Origin of the sequence: uncultured Phascolarctobacterium sp. (assembly GCF_905212365.1) — a bacterium.
GTDB lineage: Bacteria > Bacillota > Negativicutes > Acidaminococcales > Acidaminococcaceae > Phascolarctobacterium_A.
This window is the reverse complement of the sequence record NZ_CAJMEH010000015.1, coordinates 1-15,407: the sequence shown is the minus strand read 5'-3', so window position 1 is coordinate 15,407 and position 15,407 is coordinate 1. Positions and strand designations below refer to the sequence as shown.

Here is a 15,407-nt window from a genome sequence, read left to right as displayed (position 1 = left end):
AGAATGTTAGTCGACGATGGATTTTCTGTATTAGATACTGATTGCGGAATTATTGGCGACCGTCAGGCCGTTAATGAGGTCAAGGTTGTGAAGGTACCTATCGAGCAGATTTTTCCCAATCCTTACCAGCCGCGCAAAACCTTTGACGAAGAGGCGCTGGCAGATTTGTCCGCGTCCATTGCGCAGTACGGAGTATTGCAGCCCCTGCTGGTGGCTCCTGCCGAAAACGGGCGTTATCTTTTGATAGCCGGCGAGCGCCGTCTGCGCGCCAGCAGAATGGCCGAGCTGACCGAGGTGCCGGTAATTATCAGCGAATACACCTCTCAGCAGATTGCCGAGATTGCGCTTATCGAAAATTTACAGCGCGAGGATTTGCATTATCTGGAGGAAGCAGAAGGCTACGAGCAGCTGATGGAGCAGTTTCACCTGACGCAGGAGGCTATGGCTGCCAGAGTGGGCAAGAAGCAGTCCACCATTGCCAATAAGTTGCGCTTGCTGCGTTTGTCCCAGCAGGTGCGCAAGGTGCTGGTAGAGGCGGAACTCAGCGAGCGTCATGCCCGCGCTTTATTAAAGCTGGAGGACGACGTTAAGCGTTTGGAGGCGTTGGAGATTATTATCGCCCGTCGCTATAACGTGCGCCAGACGGAAGAATATATCGATAAGCTGCTCAGCGATAAGCAGCAGGAAAAGAAAAAGCGCTTGGTAATTGTCAACGACGTGCGCATTTATCTCAACAGCATTAAGCAGGTGGTCAACGCCATTAAGGACGTGGGTATTCCCGTAAATATGGAGCAGACCATCGACGGCGACGAGGTGGTCGTAAGCCTGCGTATTAAAAATCAAAAGAAGCCCAAGGGAGGCAACAGCAAGCCGCTGTTTTAAATTTAAAACACAGCTGTAAAAAGCGAAACGCAAGGCGATGTTTCACGTGAAACATCGCCTTAATTTTTTACGCGCCAGTTGGCAGCTGTCTTAGCAAATTATAAATTAGCGCAGCGTAATGCAGTGCATTATGCTTTTGCTTGTGACGGGAAAAATTCAAAAGTATGCCGAGAAATTTTTCGCTGCTTGATTGGGCTTTGCTGAAAAATCTTTGCCGTGCATAGATTATTTACATACGGAACTTCGTTGTTTTTAGCGTAAGCCTTTGTTAGAATAGTGTTAACAGAGCTTGGTGTAATAAGTATAATAAGAGGGAGAAGCTTTTGCGTAAATTGTAATTATTATGTCGGAGGCGGCAAGCGATATGAAATTTGAAATTATTAAGATAAAAGAGGAAGTACCTGCTTTTTCCGGGACTATGGAAAAAATAATGGAGGGCGATTTGACCGATAAAATTCTATACAGCCCTTTGTACAGCGGTGGGCAATCGCCGATTCCTAAGGTTCAGGCTATTATGGATATTGCAATTGGCTTAAAGGCAGTGGAATATTTTATCAGGACGGGAGAAATTTATCCAGGCATTGAATGGCTGCATATATTTTAGAAAAAGCAGTTAAAGAGTAGGATACAGAAGGTGAAACAGATGCAGAATATTAAGGAATGGCTGGGAAATTTTGCCGCGATGAGTATGCGGATTTTATCGTAGAGCCGAGAAAATATTCTGCAAAAATTATTTCCCAGGAAATGGAAGCTTACGCGCCCTTATTAACGCAGCCGGTGGGCGAAGCTTTAGTACAGCTTTACGCCAGCGACCCGCAAACGGGCGCGCGTTTGGTGCGCAGGCAGGAGTGCAGCCTGGCGGATTTTGTAGCCGACGCTTATAAAACTGTTTTGGATTGCGACATGGCCTTGGTCAACGGCGGCAGCGTGCGGCGGTTATTTTAATTGCCGCACTGAAAATTTTATCTGCCATTGCCGCGCAAAGTATGTTAAAATATAATAGACACTTTATGACTAGAGGTGAAGCGAATTGGTAAAGGTAATTGCTATAGCCAACCAAAAGGGCGGCGTAGGCAAGACGACTACGGCGGTGAACCTGGCCGCGTGCTTGGCGTCCTTGGGCCGCCGGGTGCTTTTAATCGACAGCGATCCGCAGGGCAATGCTACCAGCGGCTTTGGCTTTGATAAACGGGATATTAAGCAATGTATTTATGACGCTATTATCAACGACGTGCCGATGCAGGAGGTTATCAAGCATACAGCCTACGACCGTCTGGATATCGTTCCGGCAACTATTCAGCTGGCGGGCGCGGAAATCGAGCTGGTGTCCCTGATGAACCGCGAGGGCCGGTTAAAGAATTCTTTGGAGCGGGTGAAGCATAATTACGATTATGTGATTATCGACTGTCCGCCTTCTTTGGGGCTTTTGACTATTAACGGACTGACGGCGGCCAGCAGCGTTATGATTCCCATTCAGTGTGAATTTTACGCGCTGGAAGGCGTGACGATGCTCATGAATACAATTCAGCTGGTACAGCGCAATTTGAATCCGGCCTTAAAGCTGGAGGGCGTGTTGATGACTATGTACGACAGCCGCACGAATTTGTCGCAGGAAGTAGTGGAAGAGGTGCAGAAATATTTCCAGAGCAAGATGTACAGCACCATTATTCCCCGCAATGTGCGTTTGAGCGAAGCGCCCAGCCATGGGCAGCCCGTTATCGATTATGACGCTAAGTCCAAGGGCGCGCAGGTGTATATGGATTTGGCCCATGAGGTTTTAGAGGACGAATAAGACTGTCGAGGTGAAAGCAGATGAGTAAGAAGGGCGGTCTGGGCAAGGGTCTGGGCGCTATTTTCGGTGAAAATAACGCGCCGCCGGTCGCTTCCGCGCCTGCGGAAACAGGCGAAGGCGCCGCACAGGAGGCCGCCGTAAGCGAAATTACGGCTAATCCTTATCAGCCAAGGCGTATTTTTAATGAAGAAAAATTGCAGGAGCTGGCCGCTTCCATTAAAGAATTCGGCGTGGTGCAGCCCTTGGTTGTGCGCAGGAAAAAGCAGGGCTACGAGCTGGTAGCAGGCGAGCGCCGTTTGCGCGCCGCGCAGCTGGCCGGATTGACAACGGTGCCCGTTATCGTCAAAGAATACGACGACGCGAAGATGATGGAAATTGCGCTGATTGAAAATATTCAGCGCCATGACCTGAACCCGATTGAAGAAGCCCAGGGCCTGCGCCGTTTGATGAGCGAATTTAAGCTGACCCAGGAGCAGGCGGCGGAAAAGGTGGGGCGCAGCCGCGTGGCGGTGACAAATATTCTGCGCCTGCTGAATCTGCCCGACGCTATTCAGGAGCATATTATTCAAGGCACGCTGAACATGGGTCAGGCCAAGCAGCTTTTGGGACTGCCGCAGAAGGAGCAGCAGCTGCAGGTAGCGCGTGCCATTATCAGCGAAGGCTGGAGTTCGCGCACTACGGAAAAGGTTGTGCAGCTATTAAAGGAAGGCAAGCAGCTGAAGGCCGTGCGTGAAATTATTGAAGCTGTCGTTAAGCCTGTAAAGGAAGAAAAGGCCAAACGCCAGCTGTCGGAGAACGACGTTTTCTGCCGCGATTTTGAGCTGCGCCTGGTGGAGCTTTTGGGAACGAAGGTTAAGGTCCTGCCCAAGCCGGAGGAGGAAGGCCGTCAGGGCGGCACGATTCAGATTGAATATTATTCCGCTGAAGATTTGCAGCGCATTTACGAGGTTTTGCAGCAGGGAAATGAAGAGCCCGCGTCCGCACCGCCGCGGCGGCTGCACGTTTAAAATATCGGGAACAAGTGAGGGAGAAGAATGCCTGGCTTAGGAACTATGGCGAATTGCTTGGCCATTATGGCGGGCGCGCTGCTGGGCGTTGTTTTTAAACGCGGTCTGCCGGATAAATGGCAGCAGACCATGATGAGCAGCATCGCTTTGTGCATCGTAATTATCGGCGTGCAGATGGCGCTGAAAACCAATAATATAGTCATTGTCATTTTTAGCCTGGTGTTGGGCTCAGTTTTAGGCGAGCTTGTGGATATAGAAGCGTGGATGACGCGGCTGGGAGAAAAGATGGGCGACAGGCTGGGCGGTGGTGACGCGACGGCTGCGGCCCGTATTGCCGAAGGCTTTGTCAGCGCTTCTATTCTCTTTTGCAGCGGCGCTATGGCAATCTTGGGCAGCATTCAGGACGGTCTTGTTGCCGATCATACGACGCTTTTCGCCAAGGCTACGCTGGACGGTTTGATTTCGTTGATTTTGAGCGCTAACATGGGCATCGGCGTGCTGCTGTCGGCTGCGAGCGTAGGGCTTTACCAAGGGGCTATTACCTTATTGGCGGGCGTAGTGGGGCCGCTGATTACCGAAGCGATGCTGCTGGAAATTACGGCGGCAGGCGGCGTTATGATTATGGCTATCGGCACTAATATGCTGCATATTACTAAAATCAGAATCGGCAATATGCTGCCGGGAATGGTGTTTGCGGCAGCGTTGACAAAGATTTTTTTGTAGAGAGGCGAATAAATGGAAGAAATAAATTTGTTATTCAGTGATAATTTAGCTGCCATCATTGCGGTATTGGTGATAGCGCTTATTATTTTGAGCGTTTGGCTGTGCAGGATAAGGAGCAGGCTGAGCGCCTTGCAGGCCAAGTACGATTTCTTTACCCAGGGTAAGGAAGCAAATATCGATACGGTGCTGACGGATACCTTAAACGAGCTGCATAGGACGCGGCAGGAGCTGCAGGATTTGCAGAGCAGGCACGGCAAGCTGCACGAGCAGGTGCAGGGCTGCCTGCAAACTGTCAAGCTGACGCGCTACGACGCCTTTGACGCTATGGGCGGCGAAATGAGCTATTCTATTCTGCTGGCCGACGCTAAAAAGAACGGCGTTATCTTGACCAGCATTTATGGACGCGACGAGAGCCGCTGCTACGCTAAAAATGTGCAGGGCGGCAAATCCGCTTATCCGCTGGCCGAGGAAGAAAAGAATTTATTGTAAAAAAATAGGCGCTGCCGCGCGGAAGTAAATTAATTTCCGCTTAGGCAGAGCCTCTTTTGATTTTGTTTTCAGCCTTCAAAAAGCTTGAGCAGAATGAACATGGATTCACCAAAGGTCAGATAGCGAAACCAGCTGCGCGGGTAGACGAAGCCGTGGCTGTCAGTGATAAAGGTGCCGCTGATGCGCAGATGAATGGCAAAGGATTCCATAGCGGCGATGACCAGCAGCAGAAAGCCCGGCGTCCAGGTAGCCTCATGCAGCATCAGCCAGATGCAGTACAGCAGAAACAGCACGTCGCAAAGAAAATACATAATAAAGACGGAGGCGCTGCCGTCAACGATGACGATTTGCTTGCGCCCGGGATGAGCGCGGCGCTGCTCCAGCAGTTTAGCAAAATTTTGCAAGAAATAAGCGATTCTGTGAGCGTTGATGAAATGAAACATGCGCACGCAGATAAAAAATAAAGGAACGAAATTCATAGATTTACCTCGTAATCGTAATCCTGTTTATTATACACTATCCGTCGCCGTTCCGCTAGTAGTAAACGCATCTCTTTTAGTTTGTTTAGAAAAGACTAAATTCCATAAAATGCGCACATAATTTTTGAAAGCATAAAAAATGTATCAATTTTTTTGTATTATCTGCAAGTATACAGAAAACATGAAAAATATCGTTGACAAAAGTGTGGCCTTATGGCTATAATGAGTACCATAAGTTATCAGGATAAGAGATCGGTCTTATTCCATTCCTGATGATTTGCGTAAAATAAGGGAAAGAGGGAGAAACTAAAATGAAAAAATGGAAAAAATTAGCCAGCGCAGCATTGGCTGCCATGGTATTCGCCTCCGTTCTGAGCGGCTGCGGCGGAGATTCTAAGAAAGCTGCCGACAGCGGAGACACTATTAAGGTTGGCGCATCTTTTGAATTGACCGGCAATGTCGCTAACTATGGTAAATCTATTTTATCCGGCTTGAAAATGGCAACCGACGAGGTCAACAAAAACGGCGGCGTGAACGGCAAAAAGCTGACTGTTATTGAAAGCGATAACAAATCCGAGCCTTCCGAATCCGGCAACTCCATTACCAAATTGGTAACTCAGGATAAGGTTGTTGCCGTTGTCGGCCCCGCTACCAGCGGCTGCGTAGCTGCCGGCGCTCCTATTACCACCGCTAACAAAATTCCGCACATCGCTCCGGCTGCAACTGCGCCCGGCATCACTGTAGAAAACGGCAAGGTTAAGGAATTTATGTTCCGCGCTTGCTTCATCGACCCGTTCCAGGGTCAGGTAATGGCAGTATTTGCCGACCAAACTCTGAAAGTTAAAAATGTAGCTATCCTGTACGATTCCTCCAGCGATTATTCCAAAGGTCTGGCAGAAGTATTCCAAAAAACCTTGGAAGGCAAAGGCGGCAAGATCGTAGCTAAGGAAGCCTTCCTGGCAAAGGATATGGACTTCAAATCTTCTTTGACCAAGCTGAAAGCTTCTAACCCGGAAGCAATTTACGTTCCCGGTTATTATGAAGAAGTTTCCAAGATTATTAAACAAGCCCGCGAGATTGGCATTAACGTTCCGCTGCTGGGCTGCGATGGTTGGGAAAGCCCCAAACTGGCAGAAATCGCCGGTAAGGACGCTTTGCAGGGCTGCTATTATGTAAGCGCCTTCTCCGCTCAGGACCAGGATCCTTCCGTACAAAGCTTCATTAAGGCTTACAAAGAAAAATATCAAAAAGATCCTGATATTTTCGCAATGCAGGGCTACAATGCAGGCTTAGTTCTGGTAGACGCTCTGAAACGCGCAGGCACTACCGACGGCGTTAAACTGTCTAAGGCTATTGCCGAAACCAAGGACCTGCCGGTTGCCAGCGGCAAGCTGACCTTCGACGAAAACCACAACCCGGTTATGCCCGCGCTGATCATCAGCCTGGAAGGCGGCACTCCGTCCCTGAAGGAAAAGATCAGCCTGTAAAAACGGCTTAAATCTTCTGCAATTAAATATTAGTAAATTCGGCGTTCCTTATCCACGGTTTATTTATTAAGTTAAAAAGGGTCCGCTTACTTCCAACTGCGGTTCCCGATATATATAATTTTTTTGAGGGGGAATAAACCATGAAAAGAGTAACCAAATTATTATCTGTGCTGGCAGCAGGCGCTATCTTTATGGGCGCGTTGACTGGCTGCGGCGGCTCCAAGGAGTCTGCGGGCGGAGATACCATTAAGATCGGCGGCTTGCTGGAAATGACCGGCGGCAGCGCTTCCTTTGGTATTTCTTCTAAAAATGGCATCGACCTGGCACTGAAAAAAATTAACGAGAAAGGCGTACTGGGCGGCAAAAAATTGTCTTTGACTGTAGCCGATACCAAATCCGAAGCTTCTGAAGCTACCAACGGTATGCAAAAGCTGATTTCTCAGGACAAGGTTGTAGCGGTCATCGGCCCCAACCAATCCTCTGCCGTAATTGCGGCCGGAGCTATCAATAACGGCTCCAAGGTTCCGGCTATTACGCCCATGGGCACCAACCCGGACGTAACCGTCGACCCGAAAACGCAAAAAACCAGAGAATACAGCTTCCGTACCTGCTTTATCGACCCGTTCCAGGGCACGGTAATGGCCAACTTTGCTTCTAAAGAATTAAAGGTGCAAAAGGCCGCTATCCTCATCGATAACACCAGCGACTATGCGAAAGGTCTGGCACAGTTCTTCAAAGAGAATTTCGTTAAAAACGGCGGCGCTGTAGTTGCCGAAGAAGCTTATCTGCAAAAAGATACCGACTTCAAAGCAACTCTGACCAAGATTAAAGCAGCCGCTCCTGACTTTATCTATATCCCCGGTTACTATCAAGAGGTTGGCCTGATTGTTAAACAAGCCCGTGAAATGGGCATCACCGTTCCTATGGCAGGCGGCGACGGCTGGGACAGCTCCAAGCTTCCGGAAATTGCCGGCAAAGCAGCTCTGGACAACACATTCTTCTCCAGCCTGTACTCTCCTGACGACGTATCCGATCTGAACAAAGAGTTCGTTGCTGAATATCAAAAAGCTTACAACGCAAAACCGGACGTATTTGCCGCTCTGGCTTATGATTCCGCTCTGCTGGTAGCAAAAGCTATCGAAGACGCAAAATCTACCGAGCCCGCTAAAATCGGCGCCGCTTTGGCTAAGATTTCCGGCTTCAAGGGCGTATCCGGCGAAGTAACCTTCAACGAACAGCACAACCCGATCAAGAGTGCAGTCATCATCGAGCACAAGGACGGCGTGCAAACCTTTAAAACTAAAGTTAATCCCTGATAAGTAACACAAGTAGTCTTTACTAAAATCAACTCAACGAGGCTGTTGTTTTGTGTAACAACAGCCTCTTATTTTCAAGATCAGAATTTTATCCGTTTGCATTTAGCAAAAATCTTTAGGGAGGTAAATTATGGAGACCTTATTGCATCAGTTTTTCCAGCAGCTGATCAACGGTATATCCTTAGGCAGCATCTACGCGCTGATAGCTTTGGGCTATACTATGATCTACGGCATCATCAAGCTGATCAACTTCGCTCATGGCGATATCTATATGCTGGGCGCATACTTTGGTTTCTTTGCCACGACTCAATTGGGTATGCCCTTCATCCCGGCAATTATTTTTTCCATGGCCTGCGCCGCCGTGACCGGCATTATTATTGAACGCATTGCCTACCGGCCTATGCGCAACGCGCCGCGTATCGCTATTTTGATTACCGCTATCGGCGTGTCCTTCTTCCTGGAGTACAGCATGATTTTGCTGGTATCCCCGCAGCCCCGCACGTTCCCGGCTGTGTTCAGCGCTACCGTTTATAATTTAGGACCCTTGGTTGCCAACAGCCAACAGCTGGTAATCCTGCTGAGCGCCATTATCCTGATGGCGGTGCTCACTTACATTGTAAATAAGACCAAAGCCGGCAAGGCTATGCGCGCCGTTTCCTTCGACGCCGACGCAGCCAGGCTGATGGGTATCAATATCGACCGTGTAATTTCTACTACCTTCGCTCTGGGCAGCGCTTTGGCGGCTGCCGGCGGCGTACTGGTAGGCGTGTACTATAACTCCATCGACCCGCTGATGGGCATGATGCCAGGTCTGAAAGCCTTTGTTGCTGCGGTTCTTGGCGGTATCGGCATTATTCCTGGCGCTATGATCGGCGGCATCATTCTCGGCGTTGTGGAGGCTATGGTCAGCGGTTTTATTTCTTCTACCTTCCGCGACGCAGCGGCCTTTGGTATTTTGATTTTGATTCTGCTCTATAAGCCATCCGGCTTATTAGGCAAGAAGATGCGTGAGAAAGTGTGAGGTGCTTATTATGAATCCGATCAGAAAATTTGATTTAAAAGCCCTTGTCGCTGGCATCGTTGTCTTTGGCGTAATTCAAGGTCTGATCATGGGCGAAATCATCGGCCCCTTCTGGGAGCTGAACATCATCCTGATCTGCATTAATATTATTCTGGCCGTCAGCCTGAACCTGATCAACGGTTACACCGGACAGTTTTCCATCGGCCACGCCGGTTTTATGGCGGTCGGCGCTTATACCAGCGCCATTATGACCGTTAAGCTGGGCTTCCCCTTTGAGCTTGGCCTGATTGTTGCTACTATCTCCGCCGGTGTGCTGGGCTTCTTAATCGGCTTGCCGACGCTGCGTCTGGATGGCGACTATCTGGCCATCGCCACCCTGGGCTTAGGTGAAATCATCCGCATCTGCATTCTCAATATCGATTATGTGGGCGGCGCTTCCGGTTTGATGGGCATTCCCCGTATGACCACCTTTACCTATACCTTCTGGATTATGATGGCCATCATCTTCTTCATTAAGAACTTTAAAAACTCCGCGCATGGCCGCTGCTGCCTGGCGATTCGTGAAAACGAAATCGCTGCCGACACCATGGGCATCAACACTACGAAATATAAAGTAATGGCCTTCACCTTGGGCGCTTCCTTCGCCGGTACGGCGGGCGCGCTGTTCAGCCACTACTTCTTCCTGGCGCATCCGGCGTCCTTCACCTTCATGCGCTCCTTTGATATTCTGACCATGGTAGTATTGGGCGGCCTGGGCTCCATGACCGGCGCTATCACCGGCGCAACTCTGTTGACCTTTATTTCCGCTTATCTGTCCGACTATCCCGAATGGCGTATGGTCATCTATTCCGTAACCATGATCGTGCTGATGCTGTACCGTCCGCAGGGCTTGTTCGGTAGCGAAGAGCTGAGCCGCAAAATGTTTAGATTAGGAGGTAAGAACAATGGCAGAACTGCTGAAGGTAGATAACGTATCCATGGTATTCGGCGGTCTGCGCGCCGTTTCCAACCTTTCTATGTACATCGACGAGGGCGAGCTGATTGGCCTTATCGGACCTAACGGCGCAGGCAAGACTACCGCCTTCAACATGATAACCGGCGTCTACACTCCCACCGAGGGCGAGGTATATTTTAACGGAACCAAGAGCAGCGGCAAAAAATCTTATCAGGTAACGCAGCTGGGTATGGCGCGTACATTCCAGAATATCCGCCTGTTTTCCGAACTGACCGTTATCGATAACGTAAAAATCGCTTATAATATGCACGTTACCTATAATCTGGCCGACGCGATTATCCGCGATAAAAAATATCTTAACGAAGAAGAATATATTACGCACAAGGCGTTGGAGCTGCTGAAAATTTTCCATCTGGAGGGCGAAGCCTACGAAATGGCGAAAAACCTGCCCTACGGCAAGCAGCGCCGTCTGGAAATTGCCCGCGCGCTGGCGACCGAGCCCAAGCTTTTGCTTTTGGACGAGCCCGCCGCAGGCATGAACCCGCAGGAAACTCACGAGCTGATGGAAATGATTCGCTGGATTCGCGAGCATTTCAAACTTTCCATTTTGCTTATCGAACACGATATGAGCTTAGTTATGGGCGTGTGCGAGCGCATTTACGTTTTGGAATACGGCATGAAAATTGCCGAAGGCACGCCGGAGGAAATTAAATCCAATAAGCGCGTTATCGAAGCATATTTGGGCGAGGAGGTTATCAACTAATGTTACGAGTTGAAGATATCAATGTCTATTACGGCGCCATTCACGCCATTAAAGGCATCAGCCTCGATGTTCCCGACGGCGAGATCGTAGCGCTGATCGGCTCCAACGGCGCAGGCAAATCTACCACTCTGCGCACTATTTCCGGCTTGATGAAGCCCAAGAGCGGCAAAATCCTGTACGAAGGCAAGGATATTTCCGGAGTAGCGGCACACAAAATCGTGGGCATGGGCTTGTGCCAGGTGCCTGAAGGCCGTCATGTTTTCGCTAATATGACAGTTTTGGAAAATTTGGAGCTGGGCGCTTACCTGCGCAGCGACAAGGACGGCATCGCCAAGGATATGCAGGATGTTTTTGATAAATTCCCGCGTCTTTTAGAGCGCAAGGACCAAATCGCCGGCACGCTTTCCGGCGGCGAGCAGCAAATGCTGGCTATGGGCCGCGCCCTTATGAGCCGTCCGAAATTATTACTGCTGGACGAACCTTCCATGGGCCTCGCCCCCTTGCTGGTTAAGGAAATTTTTAATATAATAAAAGAAATCAACGCCGGCGGCACTACTATTTTGCTGGTAGAGCAAAACGCCAATATGGCGTTGTCCATTGCCGATAAGGCGTATGTTCTGGAAACCGGCCGTATTACCTTGAGCGGCACCGCCCAGGAGCTGGCAAGCAGCGAAGCGGTACGCAAGGCATATTTGGGCGGCTGATAAGAGGAGGTCGTTTTATGTTAGTAAAGGACTTTATGACAACCGATGTAATAACCGTCCGCGAGGACCAGTCCATGCTGGAAGCCCGCGAGCTGCTGCGCAGCAAAAATCTCATTAGCTTGCCCGTTGTCGACGATATTAAACGCATCCGCGGTATTATCACTATTGACGATATTGGTAAGGCTTCTCCCAGCGACAGTTCTACGTTGTCCCGTTATGAGGCTAATTATCTGCTGGGTCGTTTGAAGGTTAAGGACGTTATGGGCCGCAACGTGGTTACCTTGGATGCTGAAGATACCATTGAATATGTGGCATATAAGCTGTATAAAAGCAAGGTCAACGCTCTGCCTGTAGTTAATAAAGAAGGCAAGCTGTGCGGCATCATTTCCCGCAGCGACCTGTTCCGCTCTTTCGTAGAGATTATGGGCATGAACCGCGCCTGCACCCGTATTACCGTCGAAGCTCCCGATAAGGTGGGAGTCGTTGCGGAAATCACTAATATGCTTAAAGAGGACGGCATCAATATCATTTCTCTGGTAACGCTGCAGAACGGCGACGGCACGGCGCAGATTACTATTCGCTGCGATTTGCATAACAGCGGTATGGATATTATCGAGCAAATCCGTGAAGCAGGTTACGAAGTGTCCGATATTATGACCCTGGACGGTTTGAACTGATGCAGTCGGAAATTAAAGTTCGCGTGGGCGATGTGGTGAAAATGAAAAAACCGCATCCCTGCGGCTCTGCGGAATGGGAAATCACCCGTACCGGTATGGACTTTGGCATGAAGTGCTGCGGCTGCGGACATTATGTAATGCTGCCGCGGGTAAAATTTATCAAGGGCTTGAAGGCGATAGTTAAAAGCGCCGCGCCTGCGGAAGATAAGTAAAATATTTTCGCCAAAATTTTATAAACGAACGCGCCGCTTGAAGCCGGGTAGTTGGCTTTGGGCGGCGCGGTTTATTTTAGCAAATTTGTTTTTAGTTACTGAATTGCAATAGCAAAATAAGCTCCAGCTGCTAATTTGCCGGAGCTTTTCAAGTGAAAAAATGTGTGCTATAATTATGCCTAAGAGATAGTTGGTGTCGGTTTTCCTACTCCCTAAGAGTAGGGGGTGATGCACTATGACGACTTTTGAATCTTTATCTTTGATGATAAATTTCGCAGTCCTGGTAGTAATCATTCTCTCATTTCGTAAATAGAATGAGAAAAACCGCCTAGCGGTGAGGCGGTCTTCCATCAAATCTAAAATTTTTGGGGAGAGCCGACTTACCACAACCGACTATCTCTTTAATTATTATAAGCTTGCAATTAAAAATAGTCAAGACGTTTAATGTGGCGTTTTACTCCAGAACATCGTCCATAAATTTAATCAAGCCCGCTTCTACCTCGTCCCGCAGCCCAAGTTCGTTATGAATTTCGTGACGGTAGCCGCTAATCAAATAACGAAGCTCCAGGCAGTATGTTTTATATGCTTTTTACAATCGGACGCAGGGACGGACGCGTTGCACTTTTCCGATTACTTTCCCCCATACTTTTTCATAGCGGCGGCGATGAGCTGAGCCGTGCGCTTTAGCTCTTCCTCCGTATGGGTGGACATGAGCGCCGCTCTGAGCCGTGCAGTACCCTTTGCTACCGTAGGATAGCGGATGGCGGGAACCAAACATCCCTGCTGCAGCAGCTCGTCCGCTACTTTCAGCGCCGCGGCTTCGTCGCCGATGACGATGGGAACGATGGCCGTGGGCGAATCTGCTTCTACTCCGGCTTCGTGCAGGCAGCGCAGAAAATATTCCACGTTGTGCTGCAAACGCCGGGCGTGCCGGGGCTCGGCTTCTAAAATTTCCAGCGCTTTTAAGGCTGCGGCTAGCGTTGCCGGGGCCTGGGAGGTGGCGAAGATGAAGCTGCGCGCTTTATTTTTCAAATATTCGATGATGACCTTGCTGGCGCAGGCAAAACCGCCTTCCGCGCCCAAAGCCTTGCTCAGCGTGCCCATGATGATATCGGGAGCGCAGGCGTAGTTGTAATATTCTGCCGTACCTTTGCCTGTCGCGCCGATAACGCCGGTGGCGTGGGCTTCGTCAATCATGGTCAGCACATGGTATTGCTTTCCCAGAGCCGTCAGGCGGGGCAGGTCGACGATATCTCCGTCCATGCTGAAAACGGCGTCGCTGACGATGAGGCCCTTGCGATAAGCCGTGGTTTGCAGCTTCTTTTCCAAATCCCGCATATCGTTATGCTTATAAACGACGACGTGGGCTTTACTTAAACGGCAGCCGTCGATGATGCTGGCGTGATTATATTCGTCGCTGAAGATTACGCTTTCGCTGTCGCAGAGCGCGGAGATGATGCCGACGTTCGCCATATAGCCGGTATTAAACAGTAGCGCCGCTTCCGTGCCTTTGAATTTGGCCAGCTTGTTTTCCAGCTGCTCGTGCAGGGCGGTGTTGCCCGTGGTCAGACGGCTGCCGCCGCTGCCTAAGCCCCAAGTGAGCGCCGCTTGAGCTGCGGCCTGCTTGACGCGCTCGTCGTCGGCTAAATCAAGATAGCTGTTGGAGGCTAAAAGCAGCACGTAACGTCCCTGCATTTTTACATATTTGCTTTGGGGGCTGTCGATGGTGCGCATGCTGCGGTACAGGGATTTTTCCTTGAGCCGCGTCAGTTCTTCGGCAAAAATTTGCTGCGGGTCAGCATTGACGGGGCGTTCCGGCGGCAAGCCGCGCACCAGCACTCTTTGTTTTTCCAGATAGCTGATGGTGTCGGCGGCGTCGGCCAGGCGGCTGTCGAAAATAAAAATGCGGCCGCCGTGGGGGCTGCCGACCTCTTTGAGCGGTGTCAGGCGCACATAGCCGTGGCGCAGCGAAGAAATATAACCGGTGACGTATTCCGGGTCATCGGACATACACAGCTCGGCTATGATGCCGGGAGCATGAACTACCTTGGTCGCCAGGACTACGGCCTCGCGGAAATGATTTTTGCAGCTGTCGGTCGCGCCCGCGCTTTCCGCGTCCATATAGGTAACGCGAATGCCGCGCTGATGGTCGGGCTCGACGCAGCTGTCCGTGGCTAAATCGTAAAGCACGGCGCCGCGCATGGGGTGAACGCTGCGCAGCAGAGCGACGAGCTTATCCGCTTGGGCTGCCAGGCCCAGCTCGCCTAAAATTTGGCGCATAATTTCGTAGCTGCCCTCCACGGTAGCGGCAGGACGGGTGCTGACGGGCAGCGCTTCCAAATATTGCAGCTCGTCAGGCTGAATTTCTTCTATTTTGACGTTGATAAAATCGGCGCGGCCTAAGCCGTGGTGCAGAGCGCGTTCGGTCAAAGCGCTGACGGCCTGGCTTATATCCTGTTGGGGCAGGATGCGTTCTGCGCCGCTGACGTGCTTGCCAGTTTTGGCGGCGCGCATTTTAATACTGTATGTGGGCATAATGCTTGCTCCTTTATTTATATTAGAGGCAAAGATAACCTGCGTTCTGCCAGTGAATATAATATGTACGCTCAGCGTGCTTTTTGACGCGCCTTGCGCGCAGAACCATCACGAAATTTCGCGAAACTCGCGCTTAGCGCTCAAACAGTGGCGTAATTTCTATGGTTCTAGGCGCTGATGCGCTAAAAGCGCTATTCGCTTAACAATATTATATTCACTATGCGTTAATTTAAAATTTAGCGTAGCAGCGGCATTAATCAGTTAATGAAATTTTAGCTAGTTTTGCCGCAATAATTCGACGCGGTGCAGCAGCTTTTGCGCCGGTTTGTACAAAACGCCTGCGGTAACGGCGGTGAAAATCATAC

At 50.1% G+C, this 15,407-nt stretch carries 18 protein-coding genes; 16 read left to right on the top strand and 2 right to left on the bottom strand.

The genetic code is table 11. The annotated features are described in order from the left end of the window. Nucleotides 1-3 precede the first annotated feature (3 nt). The 7 genes from QZ105_RS04105 to QZ105_RS04075 all read left to right on the top strand — a co-directional run bounded on the left by QZ105_RS04105 (nt 4) and on the right by QZ105_RS04075 (nt 4,893). Entirely contained in the window at nt 4-882 is an 879-nt protein-coding gene (locus QZ105_RS04105) for a ParB/RepB/Spo0J family partition protein (protein WP_293728586.1), read from the top strand. A 364-nt stretch (nt 883-1,246) separates the two neighbouring features. Then, nucleotides 1,247-1,486: a hypothetical protein gene (locus QZ105_RS04100; protein WP_293728585.1), complete on the top strand. Its 240-nt coding sequence runs from the start codon at nt 1,247-1,249 to the stop codon at nt 1,484-1,486. 56 nt (nt 1,487-1,542) lie between these two features. Continuing rightward, a complete protein-coding gene (locus QZ105_RS04095) occupies nt 1,543-1,827 on the top strand; it encodes a 5'-nucleotidase C-terminal domain-containing protein (protein ID WP_293728584.1) in 285 nt (94 codons plus the stop codon). An 85-nt stretch (nt 1,828-1,912) separates the two neighbouring features. Beyond that, nucleotides 1,913-2,674, top strand: a complete 762-nt coding sequence (locus QZ105_RS04090; protein ID WP_293728583.1) for an AAA family ATPase — start codon at nt 1,913-1,915, stop codon at nt 2,672-2,674. A 20-nt stretch (nt 2,675-2,694) separates the two neighbouring features. Continuing rightward, a complete protein-coding gene (locus tag QZ105_RS04085) occupies nt 2,695-3,681 on the top strand; it encodes a ParB/RepB/Spo0J family partition protein (protein WP_293728582.1) in 987 nt (328 codons plus the stop codon). A 27-nt stretch (nt 3,682-3,708) separates the two neighbouring features. Beyond that, nucleotides 3,709-4,404 (top strand): DUF554 domain-containing protein, encoded by a 696-nt coding sequence (locus QZ105_RS04080; RefSeq protein WP_293728581.1) that lies wholly within the window; start codon nt 3,709-3,711, stop codon nt 4,402-4,404. Nucleotides 4,405-4,416: 12 nt separating this feature from the next. After that, nucleotides 4,417-4,893 (top strand): DUF4446 family protein, encoded by a 477-nt coding sequence (locus QZ105_RS04075; protein ID WP_293728580.1) that lies wholly within the window; start codon nt 4,417-4,419, stop codon nt 4,891-4,893. 68 nt (nt 4,894-4,961) lie between these two features. Here the strand turns inward: QZ105_RS04075 and QZ105_RS04070 are convergent, their stop codons facing one another. Then, nucleotides 4,962-5,372: a hypothetical protein gene (locus QZ105_RS04070; RefSeq protein ID WP_293728579.1), complete on the bottom strand. Its 411-nt coding sequence runs from the start codon at nt 5,370-5,372 to the stop codon at nt 4,962-4,964. A gap of 311 nt (nt 5,373-5,683) precedes the next feature. Between QZ105_RS04070 and QZ105_RS04065 the strand changes: the two genes are divergently transcribed. From QZ105_RS04065 to QZ105_RS10525, 9 genes are all read left to right on the top strand, one after another. Beyond that, nucleotides 5,684-6,859 carry an ABC transporter substrate-binding protein gene (locus tag QZ105_RS04065; protein ID WP_293728578.1) on the top strand — a complete coding sequence of 392 codons (1,176 nt, stop codon included), beginning with the start codon at nt 5,684-5,686 and terminating at the stop codon, nt 6,857-6,859. Nucleotides 6,860-6,999: 140 nt separating this feature from the next. Beyond that, nucleotides 7,000-8,175 (top strand): ABC transporter substrate-binding protein, encoded by a 1,176-nt coding sequence (locus tag QZ105_RS04060; protein ID WP_293728577.1) that lies wholly within the window; start codon nt 7,000-7,002, stop codon nt 8,173-8,175. A gap of 130 nt (nt 8,176-8,305) precedes the next feature. Beyond that, a complete protein-coding gene (locus tag QZ105_RS04055; protein ID WP_293728576.1) occupies nt 8,306-9,196 on the top strand; it encodes a branched-chain amino acid ABC transporter permease in 891 nt (296 codons plus the stop codon). A gap of 10 nt (nt 9,197-9,206) precedes the next feature. Further along, nucleotides 9,207-10,166 (top strand): branched-chain amino acid ABC transporter permease, encoded by a 960-nt coding sequence (locus QZ105_RS04050; protein ID WP_293728575.1) that lies wholly within the window; start codon nt 9,207-9,209, stop codon nt 10,164-10,166. Further along, complete coding sequence (locus tag QZ105_RS04045) at nt 10,141-10,914, top strand: ABC transporter ATP-binding protein (RefSeq protein ID WP_293728574.1); 774 nt, start codon at nt 10,141-10,143, stop codon at nt 10,912-10,914. Before QZ105_RS04050 ends, QZ105_RS04045 begins: the two co-directional genes overlap by 26 nt. Further along, nucleotides 10,914-11,618 (top strand): ABC transporter ATP-binding protein, encoded by a 705-nt coding sequence (locus QZ105_RS04040; RefSeq protein ID WP_293728573.1) that lies wholly within the window; start codon nt 10,914-10,916, stop codon nt 11,616-11,618. Before QZ105_RS04045 ends, QZ105_RS04040 begins: the two co-directional genes overlap by 1 nt. Nucleotides 11,619-11,635: 17 nt before the next feature. Next, nucleotides 11,636-12,295 (top strand): CBS and ACT domain-containing protein, encoded by a 660-nt coding sequence (locus QZ105_RS04035; protein ID WP_293728572.1) that lies wholly within the window; start codon nt 11,636-11,638, stop codon nt 12,293-12,295. Continuing rightward, nucleotides 12,295-12,507 (top strand): DUF951 domain-containing protein, encoded by a 213-nt coding sequence (locus tag QZ105_RS04030; RefSeq protein ID WP_293728571.1) that lies wholly within the window; start codon nt 12,295-12,297, stop codon nt 12,505-12,507. Before QZ105_RS04035 ends, QZ105_RS04030 begins: the two co-directional genes overlap by 1 nt. Before the next feature lie 235 nt (nt 12,508-12,742). After that, nucleotides 12,743-12,820, top strand: a complete 78-nt coding sequence (locus QZ105_RS10525; RefSeq protein ID WP_366935979.1) for a putative holin-like toxin — start codon at nt 12,743-12,745, stop codon at nt 12,818-12,820. A gap of 317 nt (nt 12,821-13,137) precedes the next feature. Here QZ105_RS10525 and bioF read toward each other — a convergent pair whose 3' ends face one another. After that, nucleotides 13,138-15,042, bottom strand: a complete 1,905-nt coding sequence (gene bioF, locus QZ105_RS04025; RefSeq protein WP_293728570.1) for an 8-amino-7-oxononanoate synthase — start codon at nt 15,040-15,042, stop codon at nt 13,138-13,140. Between the last annotated feature and the right edge of the window lie 365 nt (nt 15,043-15,407).

Bases quoted from the DNA above. Each gene is read 5' to 3' on its own strand.
- QZ105_RS04045 (WP_293728574.1), top strand. From the start codon at position 10,141: ATGGCAGAACTGCTGAAGGTAGATAACGTATCCATGGTATTCGGCGGT.
- bioF (WP_293728570.1), bottom strand. From the start codon at position 15,042: ATGCCCACATACAGTATTAAAATGCGCGCCGCCAAAACTGGCAAGCAC.
- QZ105_RS04075 (WP_293728580.1), top strand. From the start codon at position 4,417: ATGGAAGAAATAAATTTGTTATTCAGTGATAATTTAGCTGCCATCATT.
- QZ105_RS04065 (WP_293728578.1), top strand. From the start codon at position 5,684: ATGAAAAAATGGAAAAAATTAGCCAGCGCAGCATTGGCTGCCATGGTA.
- QZ105_RS04105 (WP_293728586.1), top strand. From the start codon at position 4: ATGTTAGTCGACGATGGATTTTCTGTATTAGATACTGATTGCGGAATT.
- QZ105_RS04040 (WP_293728573.1), top strand. From the start codon at position 10,914: ATGTTACGAGTTGAAGATATCAATGTCTATTACGGCGCCATTCACGCC.
- QZ105_RS04095 (WP_293728584.1), top strand. From the start codon at position 1,543: ATGGCTGGGAAATTTTGCCGCGATGAGTATGCGGATTTTATCGTAGAG.
- QZ105_RS04060 (WP_293728577.1), top strand. From the start codon at position 7,000: ATGAAAAGAGTAACCAAATTATTATCTGTGCTGGCAGCAGGCGCTATC.
- QZ105_RS04080 (WP_293728581.1), top strand. From the start codon at position 3,709: ATGCCTGGCTTAGGAACTATGGCGAATTGCTTGGCCATTATGGCGGGC.
- QZ105_RS10525 (WP_366935979.1), top strand. From the start codon at position 12,743: ATGACGACTTTTGAATCTTTATCTTTGATGATAAATTTCGCAGTCCTG.
- QZ105_RS04085 (WP_293728582.1), top strand. From the start codon at position 2,695: ATGAGTAAGAAGGGCGGTCTGGGCAAGGGTCTGGGCGCTATTTTCGGT.
- QZ105_RS04100 (WP_293728585.1), top strand. From the start codon at position 1,247: ATGAAATTTGAAATTATTAAGATAAAAGAGGAAGTACCTGCTTTTTCC.
- QZ105_RS04035 (WP_293728572.1), top strand. From the start codon at position 11,636: ATGTTAGTAAAGGACTTTATGACAACCGATGTAATAACCGTCCGCGAG.
- QZ105_RS04070 (WP_293728579.1), bottom strand. From the start codon at position 5,372: ATGAATTTCGTTCCTTTATTTTTTATCTGCGTGCGCATGTTTCATTTC.
- QZ105_RS04050 (WP_293728575.1), top strand. From the start codon at position 9,207: ATGAATCCGATCAGAAAATTTGATTTAAAAGCCCTTGTCGCTGGCATC.
- QZ105_RS04055 (WP_293728576.1), top strand. From the start codon at position 8,306: ATGGAGACCTTATTGCATCAGTTTTTCCAGCAGCTGATCAACGGTATA.
- QZ105_RS04030 (WP_293728571.1), top strand. From the start codon at position 12,295: ATGCAGTCGGAAATTAAAGTTCGCGTGGGCGATGTGGTGAAAATGAAA.